This window comes from Vreelandella azerica (genome assembly GCF_013112225.1).
Lineage (GTDB): Bacteria > Pseudomonadota > Gammaproteobacteria > Pseudomonadales > Halomonadaceae > Vreelandella > Vreelandella azerica.
The window spans coordinates 42090-65722 of the sequence record NZ_JABFHI010000004.1; the positions used below are offsets into that span (position 1 = coordinate 42090).

Here is a 23633-nt window from a genome sequence, read left to right on the forward strand (position 1 = left end):
TTAAATGTATCATTCAGATGATTAATAAGAGCTTACATAAGCAAAGCGAAAAATATAGTACAGAAAATATACTTAAAATAGTTTTTGTACAACTATAAATTGGCAACTGGATATTCTAGCTTACTTTGCCAGTCCGATGTCACAGGAAAGCAACCTCAAGTAACATCATGGACCCGAGTAAGATTTTTTAACTCATCGGCGCTGTGGCAGAGTGACACGCGCATCTGCCTACCTATAATGACTGTGGTATCATCCATTACCAATTATTAGCGTCTTCTACAGCACACATGATCAAAAGCGAGATTCCGCCATGTTAATGAGACCGTCACCATTGCAACCATCCATTAAATTATCTGCCACCTGGTTCAGTGTGCTGATGGCACCTTTAATGGCAACGCCTTTGTTTGCCGCTGATGCCGCCCTGGTATTACCAGAACGTGCCACCGTCGGCGTGGAATTTACTGAAAATGTTGCCTTTGCTGAGGGCGAAAATAACCGCGAAAATATTTTATTGCGCCCTAATCATGACGTTGATGCCTCCCATCAGTTACCGCAATACTGCGTCATCATTGGCGATGCCGTACGTTCAGGCGAGCGTGTACGCATTACCGCGCATGACGTTACCTGCATTGAGGCAGAAGACGCGGACAGTGCCATATTCTCAGGCGAGATGGATGGCGGCGTTTACGACACTGACGGCCAGTATGGTCTGACGTGTGAAGACAGCACTTGCACTTTCTTGCCCAGCAAAGGATTCATGCTGACTCTGAATGAAACCCTGGAAATAGAAGCCCAGGACAATCCCTCTGCAGAAATCAATGCCCAGCGCCGCCAGGCGGGCCAGGAAAATAACGAAGAAGGCCAGCCAGAAGATGAGTAATGCTAGCGTTTAAAATGCAAGGCTGATTGATTGGCTTTACTATCTATGATTAAGCAGTTAGCTGACAACAACTTGGCCCTGATAAAGCAGACTTTATCAGGGCCAAGTTGTTATGAGCTGATCATCCAGCATTCAGATTGCACAGTGGCGTATCAAGCCAGCCATTTGGGCGCTCCCATCTGTAAATGCTGCTGTTCCAACTGGCGGAGCTGCTGATCCCAATAACCGCTATTGGCAAACCATGGAAAAGCCAGCGGAAATGCTGGGTCATCCCAACGCTGAACCAGCCAGGCGCTATGACGCATCAGGCGATAACTGCGCAGCGGCTCTACCAATGCCAGTTGGTGGTCTGGAAACGTCAGCGATTCTTCATAGCCTTCACTGAGCTCACTTAACTGCGCGCGCTGAGCCTGAGGTTCATCCACTGCCAGCAGCATCCAGATATCCTGAATCGCGGGCGCCATCATGCAATCATCAAAGTCCACCAGGCTGAAATGGGTCTCGCGGCCCAGCACATTGCCCAGATGACAGTCGCCATGGCAGCGAATCAGCTCCATCGACGGTGGCAATGCCTTTTCCACACTATTTATCAACTGTGTGCTAATGCGTTCATAAGCACGCTGCTGGTGCCGGGTTAAATGACCGCTACCCAGCACTTGCTGTTGAGCCGCCGTCATACCCTCCACCACCGATAAGCTTGGTCGATGCTGGAAGGTTCCTCGCCTGGCGACGGTATGCATTTTGCCAATCACTTGTCCCATGGCAAACAGATGCTCGGGGTTATCCAGCTCCGGCGCTTGGCCCGCACAATACTCAAACAGTGCAAAGCTGAAACCAGCATGTTCGTGCAGCGATACACCATCGGCATTTCGCCATGCCTTACCCACGGGCACACCGGCGGCATCCAGTTCATTGAGGTAGTCATGCTCTTCCTGAATCGCCGCTTTCGACCAGCGCTGAGGCCGGTAGAACTTCACTATCCAGCGGCGCCCCTCATCATTGCGAAACATCAAAACACGGTTTTCATAGCTGTTTAGCGCAAAGGGCTCGCTGTCGGGCTGGATGCCCAGACGCTCAATGGCCGTCATGATGACATCTGGCGAAAGAGCACTATAGGGATGGCTCATCAATCTCTCCATGAAAATCCCCTAGGGTATCACTCAAGCCCCAAGGGTGTACGGGCAAATGATACTACCGCCACATTCTGTGCACCCGCCGCGAGCGCTGCTCTGGCCAGAGACTGCGCAGTGGCCCCTGTGGTCACCACATCATCAACGATAACAACCTTTTCAGCTGACGCCAGGTGCAGCTGAAAAGCGCCGCTCAGGTTATCCCGCCGCCCCTGACGCCCCAACAGGCGCTGACTGGGCGTATCCACAAGCCGGGTAGCGTTTATCACTGGCAAGCCAAGATGATGGCCTAGCTGACGAGCAAACCAGTCGGCCTGATTAAAACCACGCTCGCGCGCTCGGCCTGCAAACAGTGGAACGGGCACCAGTACATCTGCCTCCCAACCCGGCTTTCCATCACACTTCAGTGCTTCCAGATACAGATCAACCATCAAGTAGCCTGAGCGAGGCGAAGCCTCAAACTTGAAGCCATGCACCAGCTGGCGAATAGGCCCCTCGTAGAGAAAAGGCACGTGGGCGCCTGAAAACGCTGGTAGTTCGCTGCGACAATGCCGACAAAGCGATTGCTGTGATGACGCCAGTGGTTCTGCGCAGCGAGCGCAACACCGCTGGTTCCACGGCAATCCGTCAAAACACTCCTGACACCAGGCCTTATCTACTGCAGTTTGCCCTAGACAGAAAGCACAATGCCCTGGCAACGCCCTGCGCAGGCGCTTCTCAAGCCCGGATAAACCTGCATACCAAACCGTTTTCATACCCATTTCCTCCCTGAATCGCTGCTAACCTGTCCTGCCCGAATCACCACTCCTCTTTCTTCACTCAATAAGCACATTGATTCTTGACATTAACGGCATAATTGCTATTATACGCGCCAGTTGTGCGGATGTGGTGGAATTGGTAGACACGCCAGATTTAGGTTCTGGTGCCGCAAGGTGTGGGAGTTCGAGTCTCCCCATCCGCACCAACATGATTTAATTCCCTCCTGAAAAGCATGTCTCGTGCTTCTAGCAGTTCCTACCTTTTTGTCTTAGCAAAAATCATAGCGTCAAAAAACATCGCCAAACACTGTCTATATTATCAAATAGCTAACGCCGTGACTGAATGGTCACGGCCTGCACTATATTTATAACGTGCTAGACTAAGATTGAAGTCAACCGCTCAAATCAATAGCCAAGAGGACTTTGTCATGTCCGAACGTAATGAATATATCGACAAGGCCAAAGCTAGAATCGACCAGTGGAACGCCGAGATCGACAAGATGAAGGCGAAAGCTGATGAATCTGAGGCGGATGCAAAGATTGAATATCAGAAGCAACTTGACAAAGCACGCCAGCAACGCGACGAGGCTGAGGCAAAACTGAAGGAAATGCGCGAAGCCAGCGACGATGCCTGGCAAGAGATGAAAGCAGGATTTGATAGCGCCTGGGACAGCATTTCCAGCGCCTTCGATAACGCCAGGAATCGCTTCAAATAAGCCAGAGAGCGATGATGTTGGGTCGGCTTGTAGGCTATCGAAGCCGTTTCCAGCGTCATCAACCTGCCCGCCGCCCTTTTTGTTGGGCGGCGAGCAACGCATTAGAAAGCTATATACAGTCATGCCAGCTATGTATCAGCGATTACACTCTTGTCCGCATACACTGAGCGCAACAACTAAGTATTTCGCTAAGGCGTTGCCTTATACCTTTACATCAAACTCAGTATTGAAGAACTTGCCAGCATCCAGGTAGAGCAAAATCAAAGGATGAACCTTCGCGATATCGCCCTCCTCCTCGGGCTATCCAACACTCAGAGCCTGCAGCCGCCCAATGAATATTGAGGTGGACCCAATCAGTTGGACAACCTGATGGTATCCCTAAGCTATAATCCGGTTGTTTCCCTGACTCAGGCTGCCAGAGATATGGGTTGCCCGTAGTACACCTCATCGGGCGTTTGGTAATCAAGGGTTTGGTGGTACCGGGTCTGATTGTAATGCCAGAAGTACCGGTGGAGCGCCTGCTTCAAGTGTTGTCCATCCTCGAAAGCGGCAAGGTAAACACACTCGTATTTGACGCTGCGCCAGAGCCGTTCCACGAATATATTGTCATGGTAGCAGCCCTTGCCGTCCATGCTGATCCGGATGCCATGATCTTTGAGAACGTTTGTGAAGGCCTCACTGGTGAACTGGACACCCTGATCGGTATTGAAGATCTCCGGCGCTCCATGGCGCTGTAGAGCCTCCTCCAGGACATCGACACAAAAGTCTGTGTCCATGGTGTTGGAGACCCGCCAGGACAGCACCTTGCGGCTGTACCAGTCGATGATGGCGACCAGATACATGAAGCCCCGGGCCAGCGGAATATAGCTGATATCTGTTGCCCACACCTGGTTGGGGCGGTCGATTTTCAGCCCTTTGAGCAGGTACGGATAAACCTTGTGCCCGTCGCCCGGAATGCTGGTTCTGGGGCGTGGATACACCGCCTGAATGCCCATGGTGCGCATCAGCCTCTGCACCCGCTTCCGATTGACCCGATAGCCCTGGTGCTGCAAATGGGCACGCATCTTGCGAGAGCCATAGTACGGCGTTTCCAGGTGTTGCTGATCAATCAGATACATCAGGTCCAGATCCTCCTGACATGGCTCACGAGGGACGTAGTACACCGATGAGCGGCTCAGCTTGAGCAGCTCGCACTGGCGTGAAAGACTGATTTGGGATGACCACGCTCGATCATTGCCAACCGCTGTTGGCGGCTTACTGATCGAGCTTGCGCGACAAAAAATCGCGTTCCACCGTCAGTCGACCAATCTCACGGTACAGCTCGTCTGTGCTGGGCTCATCGGATTGCTTGCCGACCTTCTTCTTGCCTTCGAAGAGGTCGGTAGCGTTCTCCAGCAAGTCGCGCTTCCAGGTGCTGACCATGGTGGGGTGGATCTGAAAACGAGCAGCAATTTCGGATGTGGTCTGGTCGCCCTTGATGGCGGCCAGAGCGACTTTGGACTTGAATGATGCGCTGTATTGTTTGCGTTTCTTGCTCATGATTCTCCTCCTTGTGGAGATGATGAATCATAGCTTAGGCACCTGTCCAAATTTTGGGGTCCACTTCATATCAAATGACAGATAACCTGGCTACTTTTAACGAATCACTCAATACACTCTAGGTTATTTCTCAAACCACGCTCTACAGATCGAGCAGTTTTTTTCCCGCCATAGCACCGTCCTTCTCAATCAGTGGCACTATCCGCCATTGTAAATTTTTTAGAAACATTTCATGCTGCGCATCCTTAGTTAATATTTACAGGTGCCGCAGTGAAGTCCGTTCAACATCATGCTCACTACATTTGCTGTCTTCTCACGTTTTCCATCGTCATACCCAGCACAGCATGGTCAGATATCGTGGTGGGATCATGGAATATACGCAATCTTGGCTGGGACAACGGCAAGAGTTTCGAGCACGTTGCTCATGTGACTCAGCATTTTGATCTCCTGGCCATACAGGAAGTAATGAATGAAGAAGCCATTCATAAATTGGAGCGCGCACTCGAAGCTTCTTCAGAGGAAGAATGGTCATCAATGGCTAGCCATGCATTAGGCGAATCCAGTTATCGTGAGCACTACGCTTTTATGTGGCGAGACAGCACCGTCGAATACGCTGACGGTGCTGTCGTCTTTATTGACAACAGAGATGCCTTTGCTCGTGAACCTTATTCCGCCAGGTTTCGCAGCCTCGAAAGTGGCACTACCTTTGCACTGGCCAACGTGCATGTTACTTATGGCGACAGCATTAGTGACCGACTCCCCGAAATAGACGCGCTAGCAGATTATTGGCAATGGATGAGCGAGGTATACCCCGATACTCCAAGGCTATTGGCCGGTGATTTTAACCTTGCGCCCTCTCACTCAGGCTGGGAAGCCATGTCATCGGTTGGGGCTTATCCACTGATAACGGAAGGTGCTTCAACGCTGGGGATGTCCAACGGTGAATACGCCAACCTCTACGACAATATCTGGTTGAACGAAGATCACTCACTGAATATTTCAGACCACGGGATCTTTTACTTCCCTGACATACTGAATATCAGCCACAGCGAAGTGCGTGACACTGTTTCAGACCATGCCCCCGTTTATTTGACTTTGGGTAACGCTGAACTTACTCCCATCTCTATGGAAGATGGGGAAGTTACATCGCTATCTTCCACAAAACCGTCCTGTGTCGACCTGAATACTGCCTCGGCATCAGAGCTTGACACTCTTCCACATATCGGGCCTGCCAGAGCGCAAGACATTATCGAGTTACGCCCTTGGTCAGATTTGAACGAACTAACCCGCATCTCTGGCTTAGGAGACTTTCATCTCGATGCCATCACGTTGAGCAACCGTGTTTGCCAGTAATTACAATCTATTCTGACGATTACGACTCAAGTATTGCGTCAACGCCTGCGCTAGCAGCCTCTATTGCCCCCGCCAGGTAGCCTGGAAACTGCTGCCCCCACTCGCTCCCAATGCCAATCAGGCAGCCGCTCCAGACGCCGTCTTGTGCTTTGATGGCCGGTGCCGTTGGGTGCTGGCCAGACGACCCATGCCTGTCATCTTGCGTGGTGGTATAAGGCTCGTAGGCCCAATCCTTGATGATATCAACATCAGGATGGGCGGCTTGGGGGCCAAACAGGCGAGATAGCTGAGCACGGCACTCCTGAACAAGCACATCATTACCCATACGCTGACGCGTGGCCGCTGGCGTGTTAAAAAAGCCGAACAGCGCTGCTTTTCCATCCGGCATAGAGGCATCATGAATCTCGCCCAAGGGGCCACTCAGGCTGCGGGCTTCACCCGAAAGGCCTTGAGCGCGCCAGAAAGGCGTTTTAAATAACGCCACGTATTTGGCATGCGGCGCCATCCAGGTCGGCGTATTTTGCCACTGACTGGAAAGCTCAGCCGGCAAGGCGGGTGAAAATGCCATGTTGGCCGCCAAACGCGGTGGCATGGCCAGCAGCACCTGATCAGCGTGCCAGGTATGACGTTTGCCGTGAGCATCCTGGCTATGAACTTCCAAATCAGATGCCGCCCTATGCAGCGCTTGCACCGGCTGACCGAACATCACACTGGTGTTTTCAAGTGACTGATAGAGGGCTTGCGTCAACGCCTGCATACCGCCGACCAGGCGCATTGAAGGCGGTGAATTCACAAAGCCCTGCACACGCTGCGCAGCCATTGACGATGATCGCTCAATCAGCATATCGCCCTGTTCAAACTGAGCAAACGCCTGCAACCCCAAAGTTTGAACAAGCTCCGCCATCTGATGTTGAAAACCAGGCCAGAACCAGGACGGCCCCAAATCAAACCCGGCTATCTCCACAGCGGGGAAAGCGGGATGATCCGGCGAAGTTGAAACGATACGGCCACCCAGTCTTTCACGCGCTTCAAGCAGCACAATGTCCGTCACGTCTCTTTTTTCAAGCAAGTGAGCCGCATATAGACCCGCCAGGCCAGCTCCCACGATTACGGTGCCTGTTTTCTGCATGAGTTATGCCCCAATAGCGTTGACAACTGATAGCCACGGCCTGTTGATAGTGCCGTGAGAGGGTTCCAAGGTTTACCACCCCGCCTGGGCGATAATTGACGCGTTTTTCGGGTTGTCACAGCAACGGAGTAGCTGCCCAGGGTCAAGCGGAAAAAAGGGCGCCAATAGTTGGCGCCCTTTTTCTACTGGTAACAAACGATGTAACAGTGACCCGATGGTGTTGTTGATACTCGCTTAACGAACCATCAGTAAGAACATCTATTGGCCATCAAATGTCTCGACCTGCTGCTTAAGCTTCTGGCCGGGGCGAAATGTCACTACCCGGCGAGCCGAAATGGGAATTTCTTCGCCAGTTTTAGGATTTCTACCGGGACGCTCACGCTTGTCACGCAAATCAAAGTTGCCACGGAAAGCTTTACCTGCTCATTTTCACGCAAACAGGCACGAATCTCTTCGAAGAACGCTTCCACCATTGCCTTTGCTTCACGCTTGGAAAGCGACAACTCGGTGTGTAGATGCTCTGCAAGTTCTGCTTTTGTCAACGCCCCCATGGGTATCTCCTTATCACCAGCGCTTGGCCCCAGTGTCTGGTCTCAGTAAAGCAGGATGGCGCTCTCTGATCAACTGCGCAATTCTGCGCTATGCTGCTCGCGCGCCTGCATGACGATGACATCGACCAACTGATTGATTTCATCATCATTAAGGGTGCGCGAAGGATGCTGCCAGGTCAAGCCTAAGGCGATACTCTTATGCCCTTCAGCGACACCTTTTCCTGCATAAACGTCAAACAGCCTGGCCTGCTTGAGATGCTCACCGGCATGGGCGCGCGCCATATCCAGCAATGCCTGAACGGGCACTTCCTCGGCCACGGTAAAGGCCAGGTCACGGCGTACTTCCGGCTGGCGCGAAAGCGGCTCAAAGGCAGGTATTGCACCTTCGCTCAAGGCATCCAGGCGCACTTCAAACAACAGGGCATCGACTTTCAGACCCAGTTTTCCGCGCACTTCCGGGTGCAGCCTGCCAATCCAACCTGCCGTTTGCCCATTATGCACCACTCGAGCACACTGCCCAGGGTGTAGCGAGGGATGGTCAGCCGCTTCAAAACGCCAAGCGTCTGGCTGTCCGCTCAAGGCAATCAGGCTTTCCAGGTCACCTTTCAGATCGTAGAAGTCAGCGTTTTGCTTATCGCCGCTCCACCCTTCAGGATAACGCGAGCCACAAACGATGGCCCCCAACACGGGCGTCTGATCCAGGTCATCAAGCGGGCCATTGAACACCAGCCCGGTTTCAAACAGGCGCACACGGGTTTGCTGACGGTTAAGGTTATGCATCAAGGCACGCACCAAGCCAGGGAACAGGCTGGCACGCATCACTGACAGATCCGTAGAAATCGGATTGGCCAACTCAGGAGAAACCGCCTCTGGCAACAGCGTCTTCTGCAAATCAGGCGCCACAAAGCTGTAGGTAACGGCTTCCTGATAACCGCGCGCGACCATCTGATGACGAAGCTGCACCTGGGAGATACGGGCTTCACCTTGAGGTTTTAACGCCAACCGGGCAGCCGGACGACGTACCGGAAGGTTGTTATAGCCATGGATGCGCGCCACTTCTTCAATCAGGTCTTCCTCAATGGCGATATCAAACCGCCAGCTCGGCACAACAACGTGCCAGCCTTCAGACGTTTCGCTGACCTGCATACCCAGACGCGCCAGAATATCGCTCACCTCTTCACGTGGCAAAGACTTGCTGAGCGCTTCACTCAAACGCGCTTCGCGAAAGGTAATCGCCCGCTCGGATGGCAGCGCAGAAGCATCGCTGACACCCTTGATTGGCCCGGCTTCGCCACCGCAGATATCCAGCAGTAGCTGGGTCGCCCGCTCAACGGCCAGTTCAGTTAGCGCCGGATCAACGCCGCGTTCGAAGCGATGAGAGGCATCCGTATGCAGCCCATAGGAACGCGCCTGGCCGGCCACCGCCAGCGGTGTGAAGAAAGCGGACTCAAGGAAAATTGTCTGGGTATTCGGGTTAATGCCCGAATTCTCACCCCCATCACCCCTGCCAGAGCCAAGGGGCCGTTTTGATCGGCAATCAGTAGCGTTTCGGGGCGCAGGGTAACTTCCTGGCCATCCAGCAGCACCAGACGTTCGCCCTCCCGCGCCTGACGAACAATGATCTTGCCATTGAGGTTTTCACGGTCGAAGGCATGCATTGGCTGGCCAAGCTCCAGCATCACATAGTTAGTAACGTCGACGACCGGATCTATCGAGCGAATACCACTGCGACGCAGCCGCTCAACCATCCATAACGGCGTCTGGGCACTGACATCAACGCCACGAATCAGGCGTCCAAGATAGCGCGGACACAGCGTAGGCGCTTCCACACTGACAGGGAAGGTCTCATCAAAACTTGCCGCTACCGGCGTTATTTCAGGGCCAGTAACATCCAATTGATTCAGGACACCAACTTCACGGGCGAGCCCTTTAAGGCTCAGGCAATCACCGCGATTCGGGGTCAGATCAACCTCAATGGTGTGATCATCAAGCCCCATATAGGTGCGTAGCGGCTCACCCGTCGGTGCGTCTTCAGACAGCACAAAAATACCGGGCGAGGTTTCTTCAACCAGACCAAGTTCAGACTCCGAGCAAATCATGCCACGTGATTCAACGCCACGCAGCTTGGCTTTCTTGATCTTGAAGTCGCCCGGTAAAACGCCACCGACCTGAGCAAACGGAACCTTCTGCCCTACCGCAACATTGGGTGCACCGCAGACAACCTGGACGGGCTCAGGAGAGCCATCATTCACCAGACAGACATTGAGTTTATCCGCATCAGGATGCTTGTCCTTGGCGACCACTTCCGCTACCACAACGCCCGTAAAGGCAGCAGCCACAGGTTCAACAGCGTCAACCTCCAGACCCGCCATAGTAATCTGGTCAGCCATGGCTTGTGTATCAAGCTGCGGAGACACCCACTCACGCAGCCATTGTTCAGAAAATTTCATAGAGCTTCCTGTTATCGGCAGCGGAATTAAGCAAACTGACGTAAAAAACGCAGATCATTTTCAAAAAACAGACGCAGATCGTTCACGCCGTAGCGCAACATGGCAAGTCGCTCCGCCCCCATACCAAATGCAAAACCGGTAAAACGCTCAGCATCAATACCTGAATGACGAAAGACTTCAGGGTGCACCATTCCACATCCCATCACTTCAAGCCATCCGCTGTGTGAACAGACACGGCAGCCTTTGCCGCTACACATCACGCACTGGATATCGACTTCTGCTGACGGCTCAGTAAACGGGAAGTACGACGGACGAAAACGCACAGAGAGGTCGTCACGTTCAAAAAAGGCATGCAGGAAGTCTTCAATCGTACCTTTCAGATCGGCAAAACTAACGCCTTCATCTACCAGCAGCCCTTCTACCTGGTGGAACATGGGGGTATGAGTCAGATCCGAATCACTACGATAAACGCGCCCTGGGCAGACAATACGAATCGGTGGCTCACTGTTTTCATGGTGCGTACCTGCACCGGAGACGTATGGGTTCTTAGCAGGCGTGTGGCGTCAAAATAGAAGGTATCGGCCATGCCGCGCGCCGGATGGTGAGCCGGGATATTAAGCGCTTCGAAATTATGATAATCATCTTCAATTTCAGGCCCGACCGCCACATCGTAACCTATCCGGGTAAATAACCCTTCAATACGTTCCAGTGTACGCGTTACCGGATGCAGACCGCCGCCGGGCTGCCCACGCCCAGGCAGGGTGACATCGATACGTTCAGCGGCGAGACGGGCATTTAACGCCTGCTGTTCCAGCGCATGACGTTTCTGATCAATATCATTTGCCAGGTTCTGTTTGGCTTGGTTGATTCGCTCTCCTGCCTTAGGACGCTCTTCCGACGACAGCTTACCCAGGCCTTTCAACAAGGCGGTCAGCTCACCTTTTTGCCCAGGTAACGTACACGAATTTCTTCTAATGCAGCGACACTTTGCGCCGAGTTGATCGCTTCATGCGCTTGAGATACCAGAGTGGGAAGGTGATCCATCCAATTAACTCCGAAGTAAGCTCCCTCCTTGGCGGAAAGGGCAGCAAGTTGCTTGTAATGCGTTATCAGCAGCAAAAAAACAGGGGAAGAGCGGCTGCTCTTCCCCTGGATGGGTCAAAATAATGACCGGGCCTAGATGCTTTGACAAATGTCGTTTACGCAAAAATGCGAACGCACATGCCATGCATAGAAACCTTACTGGGCAGCCTTGGCTTTTTCCACGATAGCCGCAAAAGCAGCTTTCTCGTGAACGGCCAGATCGGCAAGCACTTTACGATCAATTTCGATACCGGCTTTCTTCAGGGCGCCAACAAAACGGCTGTAAGACATGCCGTGTTGACGCGCGCCAGCATTGATACGCTGGATCCACAACGCACGGAATTGACGCTTGCGATTACGACGGTCGCGATATGCATACTGACCAGCCTTGATAACCGCTTGCTTGGCTACACGAAAGACGCGCGAACGTGCTCCATAATAGCCTTTAGCCTGCTTCAGCACTTTCTTGTGACGACGACGGGCAACAACGCCACGTTTGACACGGGTCATAACACACTCCTGACATTAACGATGAGCACACTGAAAATGGTGCTCAAAAAAGAAATCCCGAAAAATTAAAGATTCGGCAGCATACGCTGGATCAGCGCTTTGTCTGCGTCATGAATCTGCTTCATACCGCGCAGTTGACGCTTACGCTTGGTCGACTTCTTGGTCAGGATGTGGCTACGAAAAGACTGCTTGTGCTTGAAGCCATTTGCTGTCTTCTTGAAGCGCTTGGCAGCGCCACTGTTGCTTTTGATTTTCGGCATGAAATAACTCCGCTCGATATTTTTAGAAAACCCAAGGCCAGCCACAACCGTAGTTGTGGCGCGTTTAAAAAGCCGTCGGATCACTTCTTCTTTGGGGCCAGGATCATGATCATCTGGCGGCCTTCCATTTTCGGGAAGGCTTCAACCGTTCCGATCTCTTCGAGGTCTGAGGCTATCCTTTCCATTAGCTTGCGGCCAATGTCCTGGTGCGCCATTTCACGACCACGAAAACGCAATGTGACTTTCCCCTTGTCACCACCTTCAAGGAATCGGATCAGGTTTTTCAACTTCACCTGATAGTCACCCTCGTCAGTGCCAGGCCGGAATTTGACTTCCTTGACCTGAATCTGTTTCTGCTTCTTTTTCTGAGCAGCTTTTTGCTTCTTCTGCTCAAAAACAAATTTGCCATAATCCATGATCTTACAAACAATCGGATCGGCATTGGAAATTTGCACAAGATCCATACCTTCTGCTTCGGCACGCTCAAGTGCTTCAGTTGTGGGTACAACCCCCAACTGTTCACCATCGCTGGCAATGAGGCGCACTTCAGTTTCGGTAATTCTCTCGTTCATTGGGGGCGTTTTTCTTGTGGACGCCCACGCTGGTTGCTTCGCTTGATCGTTCCGTCTCCTTAGGCAATTGACGATGTCGCCAGGGCTGCTCTCTCTACCTCAAGGCGTTTGATGAGTTCATCAATCGTCATGGTGCCGAGGTTTTCGCCGCTACGTGTACGTACGGCCACTGAGTCAGCTTCAACTTCCTTATCTCCTACCACAAGGAGATAGGGAACTTTCTGTAACGTATGCTCACGGATTTTAAAGCCGATTTTCTCGTTCCTCAAGTCCGCATTGGCCCGAAGACCACTTTTTTGCAAACGTTTTTCCAAGTTTAACGCATATTCGCGTTGAGCATCAGTAATTGTCATGATGACAGCTTGCTGTGGAGCAAGCCATAAAGGCATAGCACCCGCATAATGCTCAATCAGAATACCCAGGAAGCGTTCAAAAGAACCCAGAATTGCGCGGTGAAGCATGACAGGCGTTTTACGTACGCCATCTTCATCGACAAATTGAGCGCCCAGACGACCTGGCAAATTAAAGTCCAGCTGTAAAGTACCACACTGCCAGAGACGATTCAGGCAATCTCTCAACGCGAACTCGATTTTCGGCCCATAAAAAGCCCCTTCACCGGGCTGTAGCTCCCACTCCAGGCCAGTCGCTTCCAAAGCGGCTTCCAATCCCTGCTCGGCTCGATCCCAAAGCTCAGCCTCTCCCAAAAAGTCTTCTGGCCGCGTCGAAAGCTTGAGTTCAACGTCTTCAAAGCCCAGCGTCTTGTAGACTTCCAGCGTCAGGGCGATGAAGGCTTCAGCCTCTTTCTGGATCTGGCTTTCGGTACAGAAGATATGCGCATCATCTTGAGTAAAACCACGCACCCGCATCAGACCATGCAAAGAGCCAGAAGGTTCATTACGGTGGCAGCTGCCGAACTCGGCAAGACGCAAAGGGAGATCCCGATAACTCTTCAGCCCCTGGTTAAAGACCTGAACATGGCAGGGGCAGTTCATCGGTTTGACAGCATATTCGCGTTTTTCGGACTCCGTCGTGAACATCAGCTCACTGTAGTGCCCCCAGTGGCCAGATTTCTTCCACAGCGACAAATCAACGACCTGCGGCGTTTTAATTTCCTGGTAGCCATGTTCGCGCTGAATTTTGCGCATATACTCTTCAAGCGCCTGGTACATGGTCCAGCCATTGGGGTGCCAGAACACCATGCCTGGAGCTTCTTCCTGCAAATGGAAAAGATCCATTTTACGCGCCAACTTACGGTGATCACGCTTTTCTGCTTCTTCAAGACGCAGCAAATAGGCTTTAAGCTGCTTCTTATCAGGCCAGGCTGTACCATAAATACGCGTCAACATGGTATTTTCTGCGTCGCCGCGCCAGTAGGCACCTGCCAGCTTGGTCAGCTTGAAGGCTTTAAGGTGGCGCGTATTGGGCACATGGGGCCCGCGGCACATATCGGTGTATTCTTCATGATGATAGAGGCGAATAGCAGCCCCTTCAGGAATTTCGCGAACAATTTCCTGTTTGTAAGGCTCATCGCGATGCAGGAAAGTCAGCATGGCCTTATCACGATCAACATATTCACGAACAACGTCGTACTCATGATCTATCAAAGACTTCATGCGCGCTTCAATCGCCGTCAGATCATCTGGGGTGATTGAATCAGCAAATTCAATATCGTAATAGAAGCCATCCTCAATAACCGGGCCAATGGCCATTTTTGCATTGGGGTATAACTGCTTCACTGCATGACCTATCAGGTGAGCGCAGGAGTGGCGAATGATCTCTACCCCTTCCTGGTCGCGAGCCGTGATAATAGCAACCTTGGCATCACATTCGATCAGGTCTGCAGCATCTACCAGCTCGCCGTCAATCTTGCCAGCAATGCAGGCTTTGGCCAAACCAGGGCCAACAGATGCTGCCAGCTGCATGATAGAAAGCGGCTCGGAAAATTCACGTTGGCTGCCATCAGGCAGAGTCACAATAGGCATTCGGGTAATTCCTTGAGCGCAGTGGTGACCCATACCAAGGGTCACATATCGCTATCAATGGGTATCAGTAAAACGTGTTCAAGGTAATAAGAAAACAGCCGCACGTTGCAACGCGGCATGTTAGCAAAACTCATCATCTGGATAAAGCAAGGCAATCAATGACTACCAACAAAAACGCGGAAGGCATATGGCCTTCCGCGTTTTGATCAACTATCGCCTAAACAAGATAGATAAACTTAATCCTGAGGGGATTAGTTCCACTCATCCAGTTCAACACGACGGTTTTCAGCACGGCCTGCGGCAGTATCATTAGAGGCAACCGGGCGCTCTTCACCGTAGCCAGTAGCCATCATACGATCAGCACTGACGCCCAACTGATTCAGATAAGCAGCAACAGATTCGGCGCGGCTCTGCGAGAGGCGCTTGTTATAGTCAGCGCTACCACGTGAATCGGTATGGCCTTCAATGCTGACGCGAACGTTCGGGTTATTGACCAGACGCTCAGCTACAACACGCAAGATCTGCTGCGCATCTGTTGTCAGTCGCGCGGAGTCAAACTCAAAGTTAACGCCTTCAAGCACCAAAGCGTCAGGGCAGCCCAGAGAATTCACAGCAACGCCTGCCGGTGTACCCGGGCACTGGTCACGGTAATCTGGTACGCCATCATTATCGGAATCAACCGGGCAACCGTTAGCATTCACTGAAACGCCGGCTGGTGTTCCCGGGCACTGATCACGATAATCCGGAATGCCGTCACCATCGGAATCCAGCGGGCAGCCTTCTGCGTCTACAGCTGCACCAGCAGGAACAGCGCCGTAGCTCGGGCACTGCGGTTCAGCTTTGACAGTACGATCTGCACACAATAGACCACCGATCGCGGCACCAGCAGTAGCACCTACCAGGGTGTTTTCGTCTTCATCAGAATTACCGCTGGTTGAATATCCAATGGCACCACCAATAACACTGCCTGCCAGGCCGCACACAAACGGGTGCATTCCACTACCACCATCGGAACTCATAGACGCAGAGCTAGCTGACTGTGAAGCAGAACTTGCACAACCAGAGAGACCTACTACCAGTGCCGATCCAATGAGCAAGCCAGTTGTTGATTTCTTCATTTAAAACTCCTTAAAAATAGTTAAGCAGGCAGCTTGGCCAATGATGAGGCTACCATTCCAGATTTAAGCTCGGCAACTAGCACCCCAACCCAACACCTACAGCACGATACAGAGAATACTCACGTGATTGTGATAATACGCATCAATGAATATAGCAGGTTAGGTGGCTAAGGTGTGCCTGGATGCATAAATATAGTAAGAATCACGGTGCTAATGCCTCGATAGCAGCATTATGCCTTTTTCTAAACCTAAATAAAAATAAACAATTATAAAATGACGTAACATCATCTAATGTAGCGGCTGTTTATTTTCTTGACGCCACGCAATGACTGCTCTCGCTGCTGCAAGCACCTCATCGCGCATTTCATCCTCAACCGCGAGGCGCTCTTTGTCTTCCTGATGGCGCGCCTTTGGGGTTAATTGGCTGCGAGCTGAGTGCGTTTTTAAGTGGCGGGTGCGCTCATAGACATCTGCAAATGCCTGGAAATCGGGATGCTCAGCCAGGCGGGTATCAATGATTTCGAGTAGCACCTTGCAACGCCAACTGCCTTCCGTGATATCTACTTGCTCTTGCACCAAAGCACCAACAACATAGTCAAGATTTTCAAGACTGTTGCTAATCGCGCGGCGCTGTTCTTCTTCAACCAGCGCTTCGCGACGCTTGATCTCCTTGCGCAGTTTTAAGGCGTAGCTACCCAAGCCGATCACCACGACTAACCCAATCACCAATAATACCACTGCTAATGTCGTGCTCATAAGCTCCTCAGCGGTGAGTCAAAAAACCTTCTACTGGAATTGTACTGCTTTTACCCCTTAACCCCAAACCTGGTTTCTTTGGCAACGCCCAGGAATCAACCTAATTTACGAATTTTGCTCCCATCCTCAATCTATATCATCAGAAAAGCTCTGATTGGCTACACTTATAAGGAGAACAGAAAATCATTTCTGCACACTAAGCAAGACGTGAGGAGGCTGTCATGACGACTCAAAATACCCCTACCAACCCTTGGGCACCCTTAGCAACTATGACCCCTTGGTTTGATGCAAGCCAACCGCTATTGAACTGGTGGACCGAGCAAAGCTCCCAGGCCATGCAACCTTTCGCTAAAATCCAACAGGCATGGATGGAGAGCATGTCTCAGGCAATGCAGGCTGAAATGCAGTTTTTTCAAGCCATCACCGCCAGCCATGAAAAAATGGCGCAGTGCATGATGAATGCTTCAGGTACGCCGGAAAGCAACCGTAAAATTGCCGATTGTTATCATGAAGTTGTACAAACGCTTACCGACGCACAAGTGACAAGGCTACATAAGGCGACAGAACTCAGCCATGAGTTTAGGCGCTCACTTTGGGAGGAACTGTAACCTGTTAAACTTTTGACTGACATGAAAGACCCTGGCGTAATGGTTTAATACACTCTAGGGTTTGCACTCAAAAGCGGCCTGAAACATCACCAGAATCGCCTGACCATTGGGTGTCCAGGCGGTTCCTTTATTACAGGAAACAGCTCTTGCCATCTGACAACACATTACCCCAATCAAGTACCCTTGTTTCACGTTCAAACACACTTTCTTCATCCGCCGCTCCCAGAAAACGGCCAGGACTTGCTTGTCTTATTGTTTTGATTAGCTTTACCACCTTAGCAGGATGCACCACCTACACCTGGCCGGACGGATCACAGAAGACGGTGCTAGGCGTACCTGCCGAGGAAGAAAACAGCCGTTATGAAGAAGATATTCAAACCGGTACACAATACAGGCTACCGGGAGAGGTGCCCCCTAAAAAAGAACTTCAGGAGTAGATAAATCGCCATGTCTGACACGATGACCCTTGATCAACTCGCTCGCCAGAAAAACCGCACTGACCACTACCAGATCGAAATTCAGGCGCTGGATCTAGGCTGGTATTTTGTAAGGCTCCATGACAGCAATCAGACCGTTTTCACGCTGGTAGACGATACGGGTGAAACGTGTCGCTTTACAGGCACCCAGTGGGTGAGCCGTGCTTTGCGCCCACTGGGTTTTACACATGCGACCCTGACCTGGTCATCAGTGGCCGATGAAATGGTCGGTGCTACTGCTAGCGTTCCGTCTCCTGAAGAGATGATGGCACACGGCACCAGAGTAAGTTTTGAAACTCGATAAACTCCTTGCACTGGATCACTGCAGTGCAACATGATGAGGATTATAGTTAATCTATATTCATCATCGCAGGGAGTTCAGATGGCTAACCAATCTAAGGGCACTTCCGCAGCGGCTAAGGACACAACAGCCAGAACCGCCTGGCACAGCATCAATACTGAAGATGCCCTCACCAGACTGAAAGTGTCGTCCAATGGCTTAACCAGAGAGGAAGCTCAACAGCGTTTGGCCGATGTAGGCCCCAACCAGCTTCAGCAACAGCAGGGGCGACACTGGACAAGGCGGTTACTAGAACAATTTAACAACGTACTGATGCTGATTTTGCTAGTGGCGGCAGTGGCGAGCTTTTTGCTTGGGCATAGCATTGATGCGGCGGCCATCGTCGGCGTCGTCGTCATTATCGCTCTGATCGGCTTTATTCAGGAGGGTAAAGCAGAACAAGCCCTCGACAGCATACGTAATATGCTCTCTCCCCAAGCCAATGTACTACGTGACGGCCATCGTACTAGCGTCCCTGCTGAAGATCTTGTACCAGGTGATATCGTACTGGTTGAGAGCGGCGATCGGGTACCAGCGGATTTACGCTTGCTGGAAGCACGCCGCTTGAGAACCGAAGAAGCCGCATTGACCGGTGAATCCGTGCCGGTTGAAAAACATACCGAAACGGTGGCTGAAGATGCCGACCTTGCCGAACGCCGTGGCATGGCCTACGCCAGCACCATTGTTGTGCAGGGTAGTGCCCGTGGGTTGGTGGTAGAAACTGGCAGCCACACCGAGATTGGTAAGATATCCGAGCTGTTACGCGGTGTTGAAAAACTCAAGACGCCTTTATTACAGCAGCTTGACCGGGCCGGGCGCGTACTCGCGGTATTTATTCTGACCGCTGCCGCCATCACGGCAGTGCTGGGTGTTCTGATTCATCAGCAACCGGCCAGTGAAATGTTCATGGCGGCCGTCGGCCTTGCCGTTGCAGCCATTCCGGAAGGGCTGCCAGCAATTGTTACCATCGGTCTTGCCTTGGGCGTCCAGAGCATGGCAAAACGCAATGCCATCGTGCGCCGCTTACCTGCCGTTGAAACACTTGGCTCCATTTCCACCATTTTTTCAGACAAGACGGGCACTCTGACCCGCAACGAGATGACCGCCCAGGCCATTTGGATGCATGATCAGCAATATGCCATTGATGGCATTGGCTTTGCCCCTGAAGGCGACTTCCATTATGTACAACCGGACGGTCAAACGTCAGCAGAAGCCGTCAAGCTAGACAATGAAAGTGCTCTGGCTGATTTTCTGAATGCAGCGGTATTATGTAATGACAGCGAGCTTGCCAATAAAGATGGTCGTCATCAGATTTTTGGTGACCCAACTGAGGGTGCGCTGGTAGTGGCTGCCGCCAAGGCGGGCATCCAGGCACACAGCATGCGTGATCACATCTCGCGTGTGGACGCTATTCCTTTCGAATCAGAACACAAGTACATGGCCACCCTGCATGATCATGATGAAGGCCAACAGCGGCTGTTTGTCAAAGGTGCCCCTGACCGCTTGCTTGAAATGTGTGCTAGCGCTTATTCAAAGCAAGGTGATGTTAAACTTGATCATCAACGCTGGGAGGAGCGCATTCACGAGCTTTCATCGCGAGGCCTGCGGGTACTGGCCATTGCAGACAAGCTTACCTCTCCTGTGGATGGCCTGGACCATCATCATGTCCAAGGCGATCTTCGCCTACTGGGTATTATCGGGTTGCTCGATCCCCCGCGCCAGGAGGCCATTGAAGCGGTCACACGTTGCCAGAAAGCCGGTATTCGGCCGGTCATGATTACCGGCGACCATGCCACAACGGCATTGGCCATTGCCCGCCAGCTGGGGTTCGAAAAAACCCAGCGAGCGCTGACCGGACGTGAAATTGAAAGCATGTCAGACAGCCAGCTCGAGGACATCATTCTGGATATTGATGTCTATGCTCGCGCTTCCCCTGAACACAAACTACGCCTTGTTCAAGCGATGCAGTCACGCGGTGGCGTGTGCTCCATGACCGGTGATGGGGTCAACGACGGCCCTGCTCTGAAACGCGCCGATGTTGGCGTTGCCATGGGCATCCAAGGTACAGAAGCCGCCAAGGATGCGGCAGAAATGGTACTGGCAGACGATAACTTCGCCACCATTGTTAGCGCTGTTGAAGAAGGTCGAAAGGTTTACGATAACATTCGTAAAACCATTACCTTTATTCTGCCCACCAATGGTGCCCAAGGTTTGGCTATTATGCTGGCGGTGTTGTTCGGCTCAATGCTGCCGGTTACCCCTTTACAGGCACTCTGGGTGAACATGGTGGTTGCCGTCACCCTCGGCCTGGCACTGGCCTTTGAGCAGGGTGAAAAAGACCTGATGTTGCGCAAACCGCGTGATCCCAAGGCTCCCTTGCTGGATTTCTTCCTGCTGTGGCGGGTGGTTTTTGTCTCCCTCCTATTGCTGGTTGGCGTGTTTGGAATCTTTACCTGGATTCACCAACAAGGCGGCAGCGACGAACTCGCTCGCGCTGGCGCCGTCAATATGCTGGTGACCGGCAGTGCCGCCTATCTGATCAATAGCCGCTTCCTGCTCAACAGCACGCTGTCTATAAAGGGTATTTTCGGCAGCCGCCCGGTATGGATTGCCATTGGGTTGATTATGGTGCTGCAGATGGCCTTTACCTACCTGCCCTTCATGCAGTTGATTTTTGGCAGCGAAGGGTTGGCGTTAAGCCATTGGCTGGCCATTGTAGGCATTAGTGTGCTGGTTTATTTGGCCGTTGAGATGGAGAAAAGTATCTGGCGCCGCCGCCAGAGCTAACCCTGACGGCGCTTGGTGAATGAAGTAGGGTCAGCTGTCAGCGGATTTTCGGGCCAGGGATGTTTGGGATAGCGCCCTCTCATCTCCTTGCGCACTTCGGCGTAACCGTTCTGCCAGAAGTGCGCAAGGTCTTGTGTTACCTGCAGTGGACGACCTGCGGGTGAAAGCAGGTGCACCAGTACCTTGACCCTGTTGTTAACCAGCGAGGGCGTTGCTTGCCACCCAAACAGCTCCTGCAACTTGGCTGCCAGAACGGGCGGCTGCCCATCCCTGCAGGGTCGATAGTCCAACGTCAAACATCTCCCTGCTGGCACCTTCAATTCCGCCGGCACTTGGCCATCCAGCCGCTTACGCGCCTCCCAGCTCAGGGTTTCAAGTAATATATTCCCAAACGACAGTTGATCAACTGCGCTCAGACGCTCCAAGCCATTGAAGTATGGCACCAGCCAGTCCTGTAGTGCCTCAAGTAGGCTGGCGTCTGACCAATCCGGCCAATCGAACTCCGGGTCATGCTCCCTGAGTAGCTGCATACGTCCTTGCAGCTGAAGAAAGGCATTACATCTCGATAGGTAACCACGCCGCTGTATCGCCTCAACCAGGGCTTGATCTATCTGTGCCCTTGGCAAGCGGCTAGACGAAGGACGGCTTGCCAACTCAATCGCGCCCAAGGCCTGAACCTCGCGCGCAATCAACTTACCCTCCTGTTCAGACCAGTAAACCTGTGACTGCCATTGCGTTATTTCTGGAAAAAGAGATGCGATCACATCACCTTCTACCCTCAAAGCAGAAATGATGCGCTGGCTTCCCTGGCGTTCGTGCCAGTCAACGACCAGCAGCCAGGTTTGATGGGCCAGAGGGTTATCCAGAGGCATTTCAGCAATGATGCCATTGGCAAGCTGGAACCGCCCTGGGGCTAGCGGATAACCGATACGCTCCGGATAGGCCAGGGCCAACAAGGTGCCCAAGGCAGCCAGTGACTTCCCATCGTTTAACTCGACACCGGCAATTCTTGCCAAGCGTTGGGCCTCCTGATACCAGGCAGTTGGTTTTTTGGTGGGCGCTGCCAGGGCTTGCGCCAGCATTTGCTCAGGGTGTGGCCCTAAGCGTTCGCCACTTTGCAGTAACGCTGCCAATAGGCACGCCAGCGACACAGCATTAAAGCGTGAAGCGCCTTCAAGCATGACGGCCAGACGTGGCGGCAGCGGCCAGCGACCACACTGCTGGCCAAGCGTCGTCAACTGATAGCGATGATCCAGCACCCCTAGCTGACGCAATCTCTGCTGGCCGCTGCGCCAGGCGCCCTGCGGCGGCGGTGTCATCCATGCCAGTTGTTCAGGATCATTCACCCCCAGCGAGCCAGTTCAAACACCAGGCTTGTTAAATCGGCTTGCTGCACTTCCGGCTCTCGATGCGCCGGCAAAGGCTGCTCCTTGGCCCATAGACGATAGCAGATGCCCGGCCCTTGACGCCCCGCCCGGCCACGCCGCTGATCAGCACTGGCACGATTGACACGCCGGGTTTCAAGGCGCCCCACACCACTGCGATGCTGATAGACAGGCACACGTTCAAGCCCCGCATCAATCACACAGTTCACGCCTGCAACGGTTACGCTTGATTCAACAATGGCCGTGGCCAGAATCACTCTCTGCTGACCAGGCACCCGAGTTAACGCCGCCCGCTGTTCGTTGAGCGGCATACGCCCATGCAAAGATGCGACGAGGGCATCAATGTTCCGGGCTGCAAGCTTTCTGGCGGTTTTCTCAATCTCATTCACTCCCGGCAGGATAACCAGGATATCGCCTTCCTCATTTTCGTTCAGCGCTTCACTCACGACATCAGCACAGTGGGCATCAATCGGGGTTCTGTTAGCGCAGGGGCGATAGACGGTCGTCACCGGATATTGCCGTCCGGCAACTCAATCAGTGGGGTGCTTTCGCCCATCAACTGGCGCAACGCAGCCCTATCCAGGGTGGCTGACATCACCACTAGGCGCAGATCTTCCCGCACACTGTGCTGAATATCCAGCGCCAGCGCCAGGCCCAGATCCGCTTCCAGACTGCGCTCGTGATACTCATCGAAAATGATGCAGGCCACTCCTTCCAGGAAAGGGTCTTCCTGAAGCATTCGCGTCAGCACTCCCTGGGTGACCACTTCAAGCCGAGTTGACGGGCCACAGCGGGTTTCGCCACGCATGCGGTAACCAAGGGTATCACCCACGCTTTCTTCCAACTGTTGTGCCATAAAGGTAGCCGCCAGGCGTGCCGCGACACGCCGTGGTTCCAAGAGCAGAATTTTCTGGCCATTTGCCCACGATTGTTGAAGCAATGCTAATGGAACCCGGGTAGTTTTACCCGCGCCGGGCTGGGCCACCAATATAAGACGCGAGGAACAGGACAAGGCCGCTGCTACATCGTCAAGGTGTGCATCAACAGGCAGACTGGTGACATCATCGTTTCGCATTACAATTCTCATTGAAAGAGTCATTCTACCGTTACACGGCCCCGTAACCGGCATTGCGGCATTAGCAATTCGCGGCGCTTCATTCAGCCTAAACCATCATTGACGGACGCCGATTGCATTTTTGTTGCTCTGAATGTGTACACGGCTGCCCGTTGTCTCCAACGCTGTTCAACGC

The 23633-nt window shown here is 52.6% G+C and carries 19 protein-coding genes, 1 tRNA gene and 5 pseudogenes; 8 read left to right on the forward strand and 17 right to left on the reverse strand.

From position 1 onward, the window contains the following. Positions 1 to 331 precede the first annotated feature (331 nt). Positions 332 to 880, forward strand: coding sequence for a TraB/TrbI/VirB10 family type IV secretion system protein (locus HLB35_RS10295; RefSeq protein WP_235937133.1), 549 nt, complete (start codon positions 332 to 334; stop codon positions 878 to 880). Positions 881 to 1032: 152 nt separating this feature from the next. On the opposite strand, the gene HLB35_RS10300 is transcribed toward HLB35_RS10295, so the two are convergent. From HLB35_RS10300 to HLB35_RS17280, 3 genes and pseudogenes are all read right to left on the reverse strand, one after another. Next, entirely contained in the window at positions 1033 to 2007 is a 975-nt protein-coding gene (locus tag HLB35_RS10300) for a serine/threonine protein kinase (RefSeq protein ID WP_171702522.1), read from the reverse strand. Between the two features lie 29 nt (positions 2008 to 2036). Beyond that, positions 2037 to 2522, reverse strand: a complete 486-nt coding sequence (locus tag HLB35_RS17275; RefSeq protein WP_328731752.1) for a ComF family protein — start codon at positions 2520 to 2522, stop codon at positions 2037 to 2039. Between the two features lie 42 nt (positions 2523 to 2564). Further along, positions 2565 to 2771: pseudogene (locus HLB35_RS17280) on the reverse strand (double zinc ribbon domain-containing protein); the annotation flags it as partial. 118 nt (positions 2772 to 2889) lie between these two features. Between HLB35_RS17280 and HLB35_RS10310 the strand changes: the two are divergent. After that, positions 2890 to 2974: transfer RNA gene (locus HLB35_RS10310), tRNA-Leu, on the forward strand. Positions 2975 to 3196: 222 nt separating this feature from the next. Beyond that, entirely contained in the window at positions 3197 to 3484 is a 288-nt protein-coding gene (locus HLB35_RS10315) for a sll1863 family stress response protein (protein ID WP_171702524.1), read from the forward strand. 407 nt (positions 3485 to 3891) lie between these two features. Here the strand turns inward: HLB35_RS10315 and HLB35_RS10320 are convergent. After that, positions 3892 to 5023: pseudogene (locus tag HLB35_RS10320) on the reverse strand (IS3 family transposase). A gap of 270 nt (positions 5024 to 5293) precedes the next feature. On the opposite strand from HLB35_RS10320, the gene HLB35_RS18390 reads away from it, so the two are divergent. Then, complete coding sequence (locus HLB35_RS18390) at positions 5294 to 6376, forward strand: helix-hairpin-helix domain-containing protein (RefSeq protein WP_328731542.1); 1083 nt, start codon at positions 5294 to 5296, stop codon at positions 6374 to 6376. Positions 6377 to 6395: 19 nt separating this feature from the next. Here the strand turns inward: HLB35_RS18390 and HLB35_RS10330 are convergent, their stop codons facing one another. The 10 genes and pseudogenes from HLB35_RS10330 to HLB35_RS10375 all read right to left on the reverse strand — a co-directional run bounded on the left by HLB35_RS10330 (position 6396) and on the right by HLB35_RS10375 (position 16787). Next, a complete protein-coding gene (locus HLB35_RS10330) occupies positions 6396 to 7505 on the reverse strand; it encodes a flavin monoamine oxidase family protein (RefSeq protein WP_171702525.1) in 1110 nt (369 codons plus the stop codon). Positions 7506 to 7763: 258 nt separating this feature from the next. Next, positions 7764 to 8056 (reverse strand): annotated as a pseudogene (gene ihfA, locus HLB35_RS10335) (integration host factor subunit alpha). Between the two features lie 69 nt (positions 8057 to 8125). Beyond that, positions 8126 to 10506, reverse strand: a pseudogene (gene pheT, locus HLB35_RS10340) (phenylalanine--tRNA ligase subunit beta). A gap of 26 nt (positions 10507 to 10532) precedes the next feature. Continuing rightward, positions 10533 to 11550 (reverse strand): annotated as a pseudogene (pheS, locus tag HLB35_RS10345) (phenylalanine--tRNA ligase subunit alpha). A 195-nt stretch (positions 11551 to 11745) separates the two neighbouring features. Beyond that, complete coding sequence (gene rplT, locus HLB35_RS10350; RefSeq protein ID WP_100820269.1) at positions 11746 to 12099, reverse strand: 50S ribosomal protein L20; 354 nt, start codon at positions 12097 to 12099, stop codon at positions 11746 to 11748. Between the two features lie 65 nt (positions 12100 to 12164). Further along, complete coding sequence (rpmI, locus tag HLB35_RS10355; protein ID WP_089725334.1) at positions 12165 to 12359, reverse strand: 50S ribosomal protein L35; 195 nt, start codon at positions 12357 to 12359, stop codon at positions 12165 to 12167. An 80-nt stretch (positions 12360 to 12439) separates the two neighbouring features. Beyond that, on the reverse strand, positions 12440 to 12931 hold the full coding sequence (infC, locus tag HLB35_RS10360) for a translation initiation factor IF-3 (RefSeq protein WP_171702526.1): 492 nt from the start codon (positions 12929 to 12931) through the stop codon (positions 12440 to 12442). Positions 12932 to 12990: 59 nt separating this feature from the next. Continuing rightward, positions 12991 to 14913 (reverse strand): threonine--tRNA ligase, encoded by a 1923-nt coding sequence (gene thrS / locus HLB35_RS10365; protein WP_171702527.1) that lies wholly within the window; start codon positions 14911 to 14913, stop codon positions 12991 to 12993. A 251-nt stretch (positions 14914 to 15164) separates the two neighbouring features. Continuing rightward, positions 15165 to 16031, reverse strand: coding sequence for an OmpA family protein (locus HLB35_RS10370; protein ID WP_171702528.1), 867 nt, complete (start codon positions 16029 to 16031; stop codon positions 15165 to 15167). 288 nt (positions 16032 to 16319) lie between these two features. After that, positions 16320 to 16787, reverse strand: coding sequence for a DUF2489 domain-containing protein (locus HLB35_RS10375; RefSeq protein ID WP_171702529.1), 468 nt, complete (start codon positions 16785 to 16787; stop codon positions 16320 to 16322). A 221-nt stretch (positions 16788 to 17008) separates the two neighbouring features. Here HLB35_RS10375 and HLB35_RS10380 point away from each other — a divergent pair, with 221 nt between their 5' ends. The 4 genes from HLB35_RS10380 (at position 17009) to HLB35_RS10395 (ending at position 20998) form a co-directional block, all read left to right on the forward strand. Continuing rightward, positions 17009 to 17395, forward strand: coding sequence for a hypothetical protein (locus HLB35_RS10380; RefSeq protein WP_171702530.1), 387 nt, complete (start codon positions 17009 to 17011; stop codon positions 17393 to 17395). Between the two features lie 146 nt (positions 17396 to 17541). Further along, positions 17542 to 17832, forward strand: a complete 291-nt coding sequence (locus HLB35_RS18395; RefSeq protein ID WP_328731559.1) for a hypothetical protein — start codon at positions 17542 to 17544, stop codon at positions 17830 to 17832. 10 nt (positions 17833 to 17842) lie between these two features. Continuing rightward, positions 17843 to 18175 (forward strand): DUF6482 family protein, encoded by a 333-nt coding sequence (locus HLB35_RS10390; protein WP_171702531.1) that lies wholly within the window; start codon positions 17843 to 17845, stop codon positions 18173 to 18175. A gap of 78 nt (positions 18176 to 18253) precedes the next feature. Beyond that, positions 18254 to 20998, forward strand: coding sequence for a cation-translocating P-type ATPase (locus HLB35_RS10395; protein WP_171702532.1), 2745 nt, complete (start codon positions 18254 to 18256; stop codon positions 20996 to 20998). Here HLB35_RS10395 and HLB35_RS18400 read toward each other — a convergent pair. The 3 genes from HLB35_RS18400 to HLB35_RS18410 are packed head-to-tail and all read right to left on the reverse strand — an operon-like array spanning position 20995 to position 23458. Then, positions 20995 to 22344, reverse strand: a complete 1350-nt coding sequence (locus tag HLB35_RS18400; RefSeq protein ID WP_328731563.1) for an ATP-dependent helicase C-terminal domain-containing protein — start codon at positions 22342 to 22344, stop codon at positions 20995 to 20997. The genes HLB35_RS10395 and HLB35_RS18400 overlap by 4 nt on opposite strands. Continuing rightward, positions 22341 to 22892, reverse strand: a complete 552-nt coding sequence (locus tag HLB35_RS18405) for a helicase-related protein (protein WP_328731565.1) — start codon at positions 22890 to 22892, stop codon at positions 22341 to 22343. The genes HLB35_RS18400 and HLB35_RS18405 overlap by 4 nt, the downstream gene beginning before the upstream one ends. Beyond that, positions 22889 to 23458, reverse strand: a complete 570-nt coding sequence (locus HLB35_RS18410) for a DEAD/DEAH box helicase (protein ID WP_328731566.1) — start codon at positions 23456 to 23458, stop codon at positions 22889 to 22891. The genes HLB35_RS18405 and HLB35_RS18410 overlap by 4 nt, the downstream gene beginning before the upstream one ends. Between the last annotated feature and the right edge of the window lie 175 nt (positions 23459 to 23633).